This window comes from Jeotgalibaca sp. MA1X17-3 (assembly GCF_021513155.1).
Taxonomy (GTDB): domain Bacteria; phylum Bacillota; class Bacilli; order Lactobacillales; family Aerococcaceae; genus Jeotgalibaca.
The window spans coordinates 814,412-827,182 of sequence record NZ_CP090983.1 but is presented as its reverse complement, the minus strand read 5'-3'; the positions used below and the strand labels follow the sequence as shown (position 1 = coordinate 827,182).

11 protein-coding genes are annotated in these 12,771 nt (G+C 33.7%); 2 read left to right on the top strand and 9 right to left on the bottom strand.

Annotated elements, in window-relative coordinates:
- Window positions 1-127 precede the first annotated feature (127 nt).
- Window positions 128-997, top strand: a complete 870-nt coding sequence (locus LZ578_RS04105; RefSeq protein WP_235146065.1) for a MurR/RpiR family transcriptional regulator — start codon at window positions 128-130, stop codon at window positions 995-997.
- Between the two features lie 4 nt (window positions 998-1,001).
- Window positions 1,002-1,892 (top strand): Cof-type HAD-IIB family hydrolase, encoded by an 891-nt coding sequence (locus LZ578_RS04100; RefSeq protein WP_235146064.1) that lies wholly within the window; start codon window positions 1,002-1,004, stop codon window positions 1,890-1,892.
- Window positions 1,893-1,939: 47 nt separating this feature from the next.
- Here the strand turns inward: LZ578_RS04100 and mglC are convergent, their stop codons facing one another.
- From mglC to LZ578_RS04055, 9 genes are all read right to left on the bottom strand, one after another.
- Window positions 1,940-3,079, bottom strand: a complete 1,140-nt coding sequence (gene mglC / locus LZ578_RS04095) for a galactose/methyl galactoside ABC transporter permease MglC (protein ID WP_235146063.1) — start codon at window positions 3,077-3,079, stop codon at window positions 1,940-1,942.
- Between the two features lie 89 nt (window positions 3,080-3,168).
- Window positions 3,169-4,716 (bottom strand): sugar ABC transporter ATP-binding protein, encoded by a 1,548-nt coding sequence (locus LZ578_RS04090; RefSeq protein ID WP_235146062.1) that lies wholly within the window; start codon window positions 4,714-4,716, stop codon window positions 3,169-3,171.
- A 60-nt stretch (window positions 4,717-4,776) separates the two neighbouring features.
- Complete coding sequence (locus LZ578_RS04085; protein ID WP_235146061.1) at window positions 4,777-5,835, bottom strand: galactose ABC transporter substrate-binding protein; 1,059 nt, start codon at window positions 5,833-5,835, stop codon at window positions 4,777-4,779.
- Window positions 5,836-6,032: 197 nt separating this feature from the next.
- The gene (locus LZ578_RS04080) at window positions 6,033-7,049 is read right to left on the bottom strand and encodes a galactose ABC transporter substrate-binding protein (protein ID WP_235146060.1); all 1,017 of its coding nucleotides are present in this window, start codon (window positions 7,047-7,049) and stop codon (window positions 6,033-6,035) included.
- Window positions 7,050-7,060: 11 nt separating this feature from the next.
- The gene (locus LZ578_RS04075; RefSeq protein ID WP_235146059.1) at window positions 7,061-7,858 is read right to left on the bottom strand and encodes a substrate-binding domain-containing protein; all 798 of its coding nucleotides are present in this window, start codon (window positions 7,856-7,858) and stop codon (window positions 7,061-7,063) included.
- Between the two features lie 148 nt (window positions 7,859-8,006).
- Entirely contained in the window at window positions 8,007-9,806 is a 1,800-nt protein-coding gene (locus tag LZ578_RS04070) for a sensor histidine kinase (RefSeq protein WP_235146058.1), read from the bottom strand.
- A 16-nt stretch (window positions 9,807-9,822) separates the two neighbouring features.
- Window positions 9,823-11,445 carry a response regulator gene (locus tag LZ578_RS04065; protein ID WP_235146057.1) on the bottom strand — a complete coding sequence of 541 codons (1,623 nt, stop codon included), beginning with the start codon at window positions 11,443-11,445 and terminating at the stop codon, window positions 9,823-9,825.
- Window positions 11,446-11,488: 43 nt separating this feature from the next.
- Window positions 11,489-12,217: a class I SAM-dependent methyltransferase gene (locus LZ578_RS04060; protein WP_235146056.1), complete on the bottom strand. Its 729-nt coding sequence runs from the start codon at window positions 12,215-12,217 to the stop codon at window positions 11,489-11,491.
- A gap of 127 nt (window positions 12,218-12,344) precedes the next feature.
- The gene (locus LZ578_RS04055; protein WP_235146055.1) at window positions 12,345-12,767 is read right to left on the bottom strand and encodes a cupin domain-containing protein; all 423 of its coding nucleotides are present in this window, start codon (window positions 12,765-12,767) and stop codon (window positions 12,345-12,347) included.
- Window positions 12,768-12,771 lie beyond the last annotated feature (4 nt).

Sequence of the window (12,771 nt, the reverse complement as noted above, 5' to 3'; positions counted from 1 at the left end):
TATTCCTCCTTTAGGAACTTCTTAACTCTATTTTAACAAAAAAATACTTTTTGTAAAGGCTACCAATAAAAAATATTTTTTATTCAGTTCTTTTTATAGTATACTGTTCTTATAAGGAGGTTCGCCTATGTCTACTAATTACATGAAAACGCTCTTAAATCCACGTATGAAAGCTTTTAGTGATACAGAAAAGATTATTGCAAAACATTTTGTCAAACTTGGAATTGAAGTAGCAAATAAAACATTAAGTACCCTTTCTCAGGATATTGGGTTTTCTGAAGCTACTATTTTTAAATTTGTTAAAAAAATTGGCTTTGACGGATTTCAAAGTTTTAAAATTTCTGTCGCTTCTAATTATAATCAAAAAGATGATCGTCGACATGACTTGACCGTCTTCTCTGATATCACTAAAAATGATTCTTCCTATGTAATCGCACAAAAAGTGGTTCATTCTAGTAAAGAATTATTAGAGAATATGATTCAGTCATTAGATGAAACATTATTAAACAAAGCTCTTGAACTTATCTATCCAGCCAGATTTCTTCATTTCTTTGGACAAGGTGCCTCATCTGTCATCGCCTTAGATGGATACCACAAATTTATGAGGTCTACATTTCAGTGTAATTATATAATGGATTATCATATGCAATTGAGTTATGCGACTAAATTGGGGAAAGAAGACTGTGTGTTTTTATTTTCACACTCAGGCGAAACAATTGAAACGATAGAAATTGCCAAAATTTTAAAAGCACATGATGTTAAAATTATTTTTTTAACTGGTAATCCTTCATCGGAAATTGTCAGTCTTGCAGATGTATCTTTCGTAGTTTATTCAGAAGAATCTGCTTTTCGTTCTGAGACCCTTACCTCTCGCATTTTATATTTAACCATTATTGATATTTTATACGTAAATACGATGTATCATAACGAAGAACAAAATAAAAATTCACTGGAACATATTCGGGATGCACTATCTATTACAAAAACAGGAGGGTAATCGTTTGACTATAAAAGTAATCGTTTGTGATATGGATGGAACTTTACTGGCGGCTGATCATCAAATTATGCCAAAAACTTTACAGAAATTAATTGAACTACAAGAAAAAGGAATTCAGTTGATTTTAGCGAGTGGTCGAAGTTATATTCGCTTATTACCTGATGCACTAAAACTCCAGATGGATCAACATGACGGAATCTTAATCGATGTAAATGGAACATCCCTTTACCACGTATCCAAAAAGGAACGAACACGTATTGGTTTATTAGAACGCGATAAAATAAATGAACTCAATCAATTCTTCTCACTCTTTAATGTTGAACTTCAATATAGCCAAGACGACACTATTTATACATATTTACCAGATTCAATTTTTAGATTAAAACGTAATATCCGTGGTGAAATGAAACTACCGGAAGATTATCCATGGACCGGTGGAATGTACGGATGGCTTTGCGATACACGAGACGGTTATCCCAATCAATATATGGTACGAACTTTAGAAGAAACTCCAGATTTTTGCAATAAGATGTCTATTGTTCAAGAACCAAGCTATATGACTTTTGTCCGTGATATTTTATTGAACCACCCTTTTCATGACCAATATGAATATGTTTTTTCAGATGAACGTAAGTTAGAAATAACAAGCAAGGGAATTACAAAAGGCAATGCTTTGAATTTAATTATGAAAGAGCAAGGAATAAAAGAAGATGAGATTATCGTTTTCGGTGATAGTGAAAATGATATTTCTATGTTTAAAGGTAAAAAATATTCAGTTGCTATGGAAAATTCATTACCTCTTGCCAAAAACCATGCGAATTATCACACTAAAAATAATGATGAGGAAGGGATCTTCCATATGCTTACAAAAATGGAAGTAGAAGGATTGCTATGAAAAAAGGAGTTACGACTTTTTGTCGTAACTCCTTTTTTAAACTATTTTTATTTTTTACGATACTTCATTAAGTCAATTGCAACCGCAATTGCAATAATGAGTCCTTTAATAACCTGTTGCCACATCGGACTTATTGCGATAAATTGTAATCCATATTGAATAACGGTAAAAATTAATACTCCACTAACAATTCCACTAACTTTCCCAACACCACCATTTAAAGAAACGCCTCCTACTACACAGGCTGCGATGGCATCCAGTTCGTATCCATTTCCGTAATTGTTAGTAGCTCCGGCCGTACGAGCGGCTTCTAACACACCTGCTACACCATACATGATACTTGCTAAAACAAATATTCCCATGATTGTACCAAATACATTTACTCCTGAGACTATTGCTGCATCACGGTTTCCACCGATTGCATAAACATTTTTACCAAAAACTGTTTTATTTAAGATAAACCAGATAAGAATAATAAATAGAATGGCAATCGGTACTAAAACTGATATACCTGGGAAATTTCCAATTATTAACACTTTCTTTTGACCTAATACTACAAAGTCTGGTCGAATTCCTCCGATAGGTTGAGATCTATTAGGTGGTAAGTCGAAATAAAGGGAAGCAACACCATACACCATAACTTGAACAGCTAAGGTAGCAATAAAGGGATGCATTTCGAAACGAGCTACTAAAAATCCGTTTAATAATCCAAAAACTGAAGTTGCAATGATTGCTATAAAGATTGGTAAGATGATAGGCATCAAAGGTAGGTCTGGAAAAAACCGATTGGAGTAATCTGGATTTTGTAACATCGATGTAGAGACAACAGCTGCCAATCCCACCATACGTCCAGCAGACAAATCCGTTCCAGCGATTAACAATGTAAAACTAATCCCTAGTGCTACAATCATTCGTGTAGATGACATCGTTAAGATGTCTAATAATACATTTAATTGCATAAAACGTGGTTGAATAATCATTATCACAATTACGAGTGCTAATAGCGCTAAAATAATCGCATTATTCAATAAGAAATTATTTGCGGTTTTTTTTGAAAGCTCTACATCTTCTCCTTTGTTCCTACGAGCAAAAATCTGGTTTATTCCATAAAAAAGAGCTCCTACTCCTACAATTCCTATATATAAAGCTAGATCATAAAAAACCGCAGGATTTAACGTCCACCACAATACGTATGCTGTTATGGTAATAATTAAACCAACTGAAATAAAACCGAGTCCGAATTTTTTCTGGGAATTGTGTATCCAACATCTTCCATCTAAAAAACCTCACTTTCATTAATACTCTCATCAATTTGATCTTCTGCTTCTTCAATAAAACGTGTTGCGTAATTCATTACTGAAACTGAGTCAGCATCTACAGCATTTAAAACGCCCGTTATGCGTCCAGTAGCCATAACCATCACTCTGTCGGACATTCCTAATAGTTCAGGCATTTCTGAAGAGATCATAATAATTGATTTTCCTTCTTCTGCTAATTTTTGAATAATTGTATAAATCTCATATTTCGCACCTACATCAATTCCACGAGTTGGCTCATCAAGAATCAAAATGTCTGGATCTGTTAATAACCAACGAGCTAGAAGAACTTTTTGCTGATTCCCACCAGATAAATTCTTAATTAATTCCATCATATTTGGAGTTTTTGTACGTAAACTTTTATTAAGTCGTTCAGCATCTTTCCAACGTTCATGATCATTTAACATCCCAAAATGAGAATAATCTTTTTGATTAACAATAACTGTATTATCTACAACCGATAAAATCCCAAAAATTCCTGTTGCTCTTCTTTCTTCTGTCAGTAAGGCAATCTTATTCGCAATTGCATCTCGAGGAGATTTGATTACTAAGGATTTCCCATCTTTCTCAATAGTTCCTGATTGAATAGCACGTAAACCAAATATAGCTTCTACCAATTCTGTTCGTTGTGCTCCAACTAATCCACCAATTCCTAAAACCTCACCCTTTTTTAACTCAAAACTGATATTTTTAAATGAATGGAACTCTGGAGAAGTTAATTTATCAACTTTAAGAATCGTTTTATCAGAAGGTGTATAGGTTTTATCTGGAAAACGATTCGTCATATCACGTCCAACCATTCTTTTAATAATTAAGTCGGTCGTTAAGTCTTCAGCATCCCAAGTTCCTACGTATTGCCCATCTCGCATAATAGTCACTTCATCAGAAATTTGTAAAATTTCTTCCATTTTATGAGAAATATAAATAATCGCTACACCTTTTGCTTGTAATTGCTTGATAATTTTAAATAAATGTTTGGTTTCATTTTCAGTTAACGATGAAGTTGGTTCATCCATAATAATAATTTTTGAGTTGTAGCTGACTGCCTTTGCAATTTCGACGAGCTGCAGAGTGGAGGCTGATAATCTTCCTGCCTCTATTTCTGGATCAATATCTAGTCCTATTTCTTTAAATAGTTCTTCTGTTTTTCGAATCATCGCACTTCTGTCAACCGCTATCCATTTCATTGGAAAGCGACCGAGCCAAATGTTTTCCATAACCGGTCGAAATGGAATCGGATGAAGTTCTTGATGAATCATGGAAACGCCAAGTTCAAGTGCTTGTTTCGAATTCATGATTTCCTCTTTAGTACCATCTAAAATTATTTCCCCGCCATCTTCATGATAAATCCCAAACAAGCATTTCATTAGTGTTGACTTTCCTGCACCATTTTCCCCCATCAGAGCATGAACACTACCTTTTTTCACAGTTAAACTGACGTTGTCTAATGCTTTTACACCGGGAAATTCTTTTATGATGTTTTTCATTTCTAAAATTACATCGCTCATGACTTCATTCCCTTTCTAAAAATGGATATAGGGGAAGCTGCCTTCCCCTATACAGCTATCTTAGTTCATAAATTCTTCGTAATTATCAGCTGTTACCTTTACATAGTCAATCCATACATATTTTCCATCTGTTACAGGATAACCAACACTTTCTTCGTTTACTTCTTCTCCTGCCATTGCTGCTTTGGCTACATTAATGGTTGCTTTTCCTTGGCCTTCTGCATCATTTAGTACAGTCCCCAATAGAGAGCCATCTTTCATAGCTTCTAAAGCTGGCGCTGTCGCATCCACACCAACTACAGGAATATATTTAGAAGAATCTCCTGTGTTATATCCTTCAGCTTTTAATGCTTCTACTGCACCCAAAGCCATATCATCATTATTTGCAATAACTGCTTCAATTTTGTCTAGTCCTTGACCAGTAATAAATGATTTCATTAAGTCGGTAGCCTTTGCTTTGTCCCACATTGCAGTGTCAACAGCCAGTTTCTCAGTTTTAAAACCATTTTCTTCAATTGATGAAATAGAATATTCAGTACGAAGTGTTGCATCCTGATGACCTGGCTCACCTTGCAACATTACATATTGGATCGTGCCATCATTATTTTTATCTGCATCAGGGTTAGCTGTGAAATAATCTGACAATATTTCTCCAGATAACATTCCAGATTGCTCTGCTTTTGCACCTACATACCATACTTTATCGTAACTATTCATATCATTTTCTTCTGGCTCTCGATTCAAGAATACAATTGGTAAATCTTTTGCTTTTGCTTTTTCAATAATTGGACCTGCAGCAGTACGGTCAACTGCATTTATTGCTAGAGAATGTACACCTTTTGTAATAAAGGTATCTACTTGCTCATTTTGTGTTGGCTGTTTATTTTGAGAGTCTACTAGTTCTAACGTAATCCCTTCAGACTCTGCTTGGCTGCTCATCGCTGTTCGTACACCTGTCATAAATGTATCATCAAATTTATAAATTGCTGATCCAATCATTTTGTCTCCTGCGTCTCCGGTATCTGTTCCTGCCGTGTCGCCTCCACGCTCTCCACAACCAGCAAGTGTCAATAATACGGCTGCACCTAAAAACCCTCTAAACCATACTTTTTTCTTCATATCTTTTTTCCTCCTCAAATTCTTTTGATAACCTTATTATACGAAAGCGCATACAATAAAAACATGTGATTTTTTTATATGTTCTATCGATTTTTTTAGGTAGCGCTTTCAAATAACTTTTTTTGAGCACAAAAAAGTTCATCAGCTTATAAGATTGCTCATGAACCAATACTATGTAATATTTCATTGTTTTCTAATTATTGTCTGTAAATTTTATAAGGGATCCATGCGTACGGTCCATCTAACGAAGGGATTACTTCATCTAGCGGAAGGTTCTTTCCCGATCTATACGCAATATCTAAAATAGCATAGGCTTGAGTAACGTTATCATTCATCACTGTTCCTAATAATTTCCCATCATCCACAGCGGAAATAGCTTCTTTAGTTCCATCAATCCCTACTATAGGGGGAATTTTCTGATTTGATTCTTGATAAGCTTGAATAGCTCCTAAAGCCATTTCATCATTATTACTAATGATTAATTCAATTTCATCTCCAAATATATCCATCCATTTTTTTGTTAGTTCAAAAGCATTTGGTCTCATCCAGTCACCTACAGCACGAGCCAATCTTTGTACTTCAATTTGAGAGCTAACAATTTGATTGATTGATGTCTCACTTCTAATCAAGGAGTCTTGATGGACCTCTTCTCCTTCTAACATAGTATATTGTATTTTTCCATCTTGATTCTTATCAAAGAGTTCCGGTGTTTCTAGATAAGCATCTACTACAATTTGTCCTTCCATTTGTCCTGATTCCTTGGCACTACTTCCCACATAAAAGGCTTTATCCCACTGAAGTAAGTCATTGCGAACCGGCTCACGATTAAAGAAAATTACAGGAATATTCGCTTGTTTGGCTTTATTAATGATCCCACTAGCAACTGTACGATCAACCATGTTTACAACTATCGCGTCATATCCACTACGAATAAAGTCATCAACTTGAATATTTTGTGTAGCTTGACTGTTTTTAGAATCTACTATTTTTAAAATAATTTTTCCTTCGAAACACTCCTCTAGTTTTCTAATTTCTTTTTCCATATCCATACTGAGTCCAGAAATAAACTGGTCGTCACCTCGATAAATAACTACACCAATTTTATACGGTCGTTCTAACTGATTTGTATATTGTCTCTGAGAAAACCCTAATAAAAATAAAACTCCTGAACTAGTTAAAAATAACCAAGCTAGATAAATTTTCCATTTTTTCATAGGTACCCTCCTTATTGCACTACTGGAAACAATAGTTTTTGATTTTCTTCACTAAAAAGATTGGTTTTATCAACAATAATTTGCTGGATTTCATTTTTATCTAGCTGACTTATTTTATCTGTAAAAATTTGCTGAACAGCTTGATAACCAACCGTAAATTGATTACTAAGACCAATCGCTTCCACAGTCCCCTCATCAATTAATGCTAACGTAGCATTTGTTTTTTGAAATCCAAAAATCCGTAGTCCACTTTTATTTTCATTCGTTTTTATTTTTCCCACGAGCTCTAGCATAGAAGGAGTGAAGGCGATGACTCCGTCATATTCTTGTTTTTTTAATAACTGCTTGAGTTGATGTTCTTGATTCTTTCCTTTTACTTCTCTAATTTCATAAGGAACGAATGCAGTGTCAAGTATCGATGTAATTCCTTGGTAGTAATGAAACGTTTCTGTATAGTTGAAATTTTCTTTTAATATTAGGATTGGATTATTCTTTAAACGAGTCGATAAAATTTTATCTGCTAATTTTTGTCCTAATATATAAGTATCCGTAGCTACTACAGGAAACGGATTTTCCATATCAATAATTGAATTCACTAAGTAAATGGAGATTGAATCATTTAACTTTTGTAATTTTTCTCCTAGAATTAATATGTTTTTAGGTTGTAAAATAATTGCTTGTGTTTGACTTTCAATTTCTTTATCAATAGTCCTCAAAAGCTCAGCAGTAGTATCTTCATTCCTAATGGTTCGAAAAGTTAACTCAGCATGATAATCAATAGCTGCTTGTTCCATTCCTTGTTTTAACATCGTGTGTTCAATACCCTCTGAGTAATCAGTTAGAAATGCAGTTACTTGAACTTGTTCGGAATTTTTTCCAGAAGGTATATAGTAAATGAGAGAGGCAATAAACATCAGTAAACTAAATATTAAAAAAATATTTTTTTATGTTTTTTTATCATAACTGATGTTCCTCCATTTTTCTATTTGGGATATAGATTCGAATAGTTGTTCCTTCGTCAGGCTCACTAATAACGGTCAATCCATATCTATCTCCATAAAAAAGTTTAATCCGTTTGACTACATTCTTAAATCCTAATCCAGAACCTCGACTATTATGATTGACGAGTTCTCCATCGACTAGTGCAGTGACCTGTTCTTTAGTCATTCCAGGTCCATTATCTTCAATATCTATGTAAATTCCATTTTCTACTGGATAGGCTCGAATTTGGATTTCTCCTTCTTCGTACATATAGTCCATTGCATGGTAAATTGCATTTTCTACCACCGGCTGGATAATTAATTTAATAGTTGCAACATTTTTAATTGTTGAATCTAAAGTAATTGAATACATAAATTTATTTTTATAACGAATTTCCTGAATCATTAAATAATTACGAACTTGCTCCAATTCTTGCTCTAAAGAAATAACATTTTTCCCTCTACTTAAACTGATACGAAAAAAACGTGCTAAAGCTGTAATCATCGTTACAGCACCTTCATATCTGCCACTTTCAATCATCCAAACGGTAGAATCCAAAGTGTTATATAGGAAGTGAGGGTTTATTTGTGATTGTAATGCTAACATTTCAGTTTCTCTTATGCTTTCCTGTTGTTTTACTATATCATCCATCAACACTCTCATTGTATTGGTCATATTCATTAAAGTCGTGGCTAGATGACGGATTTCGTATGTACCTTCTTGTGGGATATCCACATAATTTATATCCTGCTCAATTCTAGAGACCGCTCTTTCTAATCGTCTTAATGGAGTAGTAATTTTAGACGAAATAAAAATATTAATTCCTATTAATGCAATTATGACGGCAACTGTCAACATCCATAACAATAAACGATTATCAATTACCGATGCTCCTAAGTTTCCTACAGGAGCAACTGCTATAATTTTCCAACCTGTATACCCCATTGTTTTAACAGTTACTAATTTCTCTTCATTCCCAAAGGTTTCTTGGTGTGTTCCATCTGTTAAAGTAACAGTCCTATGATTATCTTCCTTTGATAGACCCGCATAGATTTTTTGTAATTGTGGATGGTAAATTAGCTCTCCTTCTTGAGTCATAATATAAAGATAGCCTTCATTACTTAAACCCGTCTGATTAGCGATTTTTTCAATTCCAGCAAAATTCATATTGACTAACAACACTCCTGGTTTTACACTGCCACCTTCACTTAATTCAACAGATCTACTGAATGAGACAACCCAATGATATAAATGATCAATCGGTTTAAAAACATTTTCAACATATGGTTTTGTAAAATGAACATTTTCAATTTCACTACTCGCTTTTTGAAACCATCCTTGAGAAGCAGGATTGATGTCTTCTTTTAAACGTACCGGGGGTTGTACCGTAATCAAATCACCATTTTCCTCAAATAGAGCGATATTTAAGATGTTCGATGCATTCGTTTTATATAAAAATTGAAGTTGATCTGCAATGGTTTCTTCATCTTTTTTAATGTCTGTTTCCTTGATGATATTATAATAAGCTGTATTCGAAATCTGCATTAAATTATGAATATAGTTATCTAAGTGGACATTCACTTGGTCCACAATATTTTGATTATTAGTTTTGATGAGTTGTTCCGTTGTTACAGAAAATTGATTTGCAAATGCTACTGTAACTACAAAAACAGCAAACACAGCTACTAAAGTAAATGTGAAAGACAAAGTAAACTGAAGGCCTTTTCGTTGTAAGGTAGCTGTTACTTTTTGAAAAAATTTTGGTTTCTTCTTCATTTTCTACCCGCCTATTTTAGTGACTCTGAATTTGTCTTCGGTAATTGTTTGGTGAGATTCCAAACTTCTTTTTAAAAACATAACTGAAATAGTTTGCTTCCGCATAACCAACTCTTTCTGCTATGATGTACGTTTTTTCATCTGTTGTTTTTAATAGCTGAACAGCTTCATTCAGGCGCTGCTCAGTCAAATAGGAAACAACACTTTGGCCTTGCTCTTTTTTAAAAAGAGAAGAAAAGTAAGCTGGAGATAAATAAAGTTCTGAGGCAATCTTTTCTACTGATAATTCTTGATTATGAAATTGTTCTTTCATATATGATTTTGCTTTCTCAATAACTGATTTACCAGAATTCTTGGTCTCCGTACGGATTTTTTTATTTATTTGGTGGCACTTTATTCGAAACCATTCTTCATTTTTTTCTAAGGAAATATTTTTTGATTTAATAGAAAAATCCATTAAGTGTTCTCCAAATACTACCTCTCCATTTAAATGATACATATTAGTAATTCGTAATAGGAGCGTAATGTGTTCCATTAAATATAGTTCATACTGACTAGCTGATAATTTGTATTCACGCAACAATTGGAATTGTTTATCTAATAAATAATTTATTTTTTCTGTCGTACCATATTTCAGAATATTAATAAATTGTCTTTCATCATTTTCAGATAAAGTAATCCCTCCAGAAGAATCCTTTTCCACATCTCGAATGTAGGTTGCAAATAATTCTGTTTGATCAAGCAAATAGCTATATGCCAACGCATTCTGTGCTTCTCGATATGAATCCTTTAAATCATGAAGTGTACCAGCTAATCCACCTATCCCAGCTACTATATCCTGATTACTAAGACGCTTCACTGATCGACAAATCTCATTTACAGCCAGCACTAGTTGACCAATAGATTCTGTATGTTCAATATGAATCACTACGGCAAATTGATCGCCTATCAAAAAACTAATATTGGGATAATTTTCTTCAAAAGTTTTCTCCATCGTATTTTTCAACGCCATAACAAATAAGGATTGATTTTCGGAAAAATAAGATTCATATTGATTGGTTGATGTTTGAAACAAGACAACAATTCGATTATTTATAAACTTGATACTTAAATTATGAGCCTGCTGTTCCGTTATTTCACGTGAAAGACTTCCATTTAAACAGCTGACAATAAAATTAGCACTCAATATGGGAAGATTTTCTTCAAACCGTTGATTCAAAATATCTAAATTTCGGTTATTTTCTCGTTCTTCATCCATCTTTCTTTTAAGATTAGTCAAACTTTCTTTAAATTGCACCAAAGAAAACGGTTTCAATAAATATTGAGTTACCTGTAATGTTACTGCTCTTTGTGCATATTCGAAGCGATCATAGCCAGAGAAAACAATAAACTTTGCATTTGGAACAATTTTCATTGCTTTTTCGATTAAATGTAAGCCATCCATATAGGGCATCTGTATATCTGTAATAATAATATCAGGCATTTCTTTTTCAACAATTTCCAGAGCATCCATTCCATTTTCGGCCGTGCCAACAATTTGATAGCCTAATTCTTCCCAAGGTACTTTATATGCCATCCCTTCTCTGATTTCCTCTTCATCATCCACTAATAAAACTTGATATTTAAAATGATCTATCAAAGTGATCTAATCTCCTCTTGCTTTAAATTTAATATTCTATTCATCAATTTTCTGGTTTTTGCCACACCAAAATGCATTCATCATGCTCCGAAGAAAGTTCATCTTTTTCCCAATTCCCCCATTTTTTAATAAGTTTTAATCCTGCCAGATTTCCCATTAGTTCCATTTCAGATGGCCACACATATCGATGCTTGGTTTGAAATTTATTTATTCTTTCTCCGGACAAATCAAATTGGTAGGAAGTTAACGTCTGATTAATTAGATCATACTTATCAAAACCAATATACTCTTCTTCTAAAGCATAAGGAGCCGTTTGGTCCATTATTATTTTATCAAGTTTGGGAAGAAAAGTTTCGATTAAAAAAAGACCTCCTGGTTTCAAATGACGAGCTGCATTCTTAAAACAGTCAACTTGCTCATTCAAATCTTTCAAATAAGTAATTCCATTAAAAACTAAATAAATCAGATCAAAGGTTTGATCTAATTGGATATTTTTCATATCACCTATAAATGTTTTTATATTTTCTTCTGAGTGTTTTTCTTCTAAAATTTGAATCATAGCTGGTGATATATCTACAGCAGACACCTGAAATCCGCGCTTTGCTAGTGGAATCGTTATTCGACCTGTCCCAGCAGCTAATTCTAAAATATCTGTTCCTGATGCTAATCCTGCTAATACTTCTACCGTTGGATTTACAAATTCTTTTTCATTCAAAGGGTAAATATCTTCATCGTAAACCGATGCAATCTCATCAAAAGATTGAAACACCATTTTCCACCTCCACTTTATTTGTTTCTATTTTACCATACGAATTCTTCTTGGTATGCACTCCTTTCTGAATTCAATAAAAAAAAGCGATCTTCAAATTTAATTGAGAGATCGCTTTTTTCGAATTATTTTATTGTTCGTTGGGATCATTTTCTGCATCTTCATGTGTTGGATGAACGGTACTTGGAAGGTGGTCTGGTCCTGCGTATATTGTGTAAAGCTTCAATGGCCTGTCACCCGTATTGGTAATATTATGCCACATATCAGCTGGTACAAAGATAGCATCGTCATCCTCAACTTTTTGTTCAAAATCAAGTTGATCTTCCGTTGGTCCCATTTTACATATGCCTTTTCCTTCTTCAATCCGAATGAATTGGTCAATCCCGTGATGAACTTCTAATCCAATATCATCATTGGGTTGGATACTCATAACCGTTACTTGAAGTTTTTCTCCCGTCCAAATGGTCGTCCGATAATTATCATTATCTTTCGTTTGTTTCTCAATATTAACGACATAAGGTTTCTTGCCATAATCCTTTTCTTCAATTGCCATTTCA

What these genes read in the sequence shown, in the direction of transcription:
- LZ578_RS04090 (WP_235146062.1), bottom strand. Translation starts at nt 4,716, where the DNA reads ATGAGCGATGTAATTTTAGAAATGAAAAACATCATAAAAGAATTTCCC.
- LZ578_RS04055 (WP_235146055.1), bottom strand. Translation starts at nt 12,767, where the DNA reads ATGGCAATTGAAGAAAAGGATTATGGCAAGAAACCTTATGTCGTTAAT.
- LZ578_RS04070 (WP_235146058.1), bottom strand. Translation starts at nt 9,806, where the DNA reads ATGAAGAAGAAACCAAAATTTTTTCAAAAAGTAACAGCTACCTTACAA.
- LZ578_RS04085 (WP_235146061.1), bottom strand. Translation starts at nt 5,835, where the DNA reads ATGAAGAAAAAAGTATGGTTTAGAGGGTTTTTAGGTGCAGCCGTATTA.
- LZ578_RS04075 (WP_235146059.1), bottom strand. Translation starts at nt 7,858, where the DNA reads ATGTTAAAACAAGGAATGGAACAAGCAGCTATTGATTATCATGCTGAG.
- LZ578_RS04060 (WP_235146056.1), bottom strand. Translation starts at nt 12,217, where the DNA reads ATGGTGTTTCAATCTTTTGATGAGATTGCATCGGTTTACGATGAAGAT.
- LZ578_RS04080 (WP_235146060.1), bottom strand. Translation starts at nt 7,049, where the DNA reads ATGAAAAAATGGAAAATTTATCTAGCTTGGTTATTTTTAACTAGTTCA.
- LZ578_RS04105 (WP_235146065.1), top strand. Translation starts at nt 128, where the DNA reads ATGTCTACTAATTACATGAAAACGCTCTTAAATCCACGTATGAAAGCT.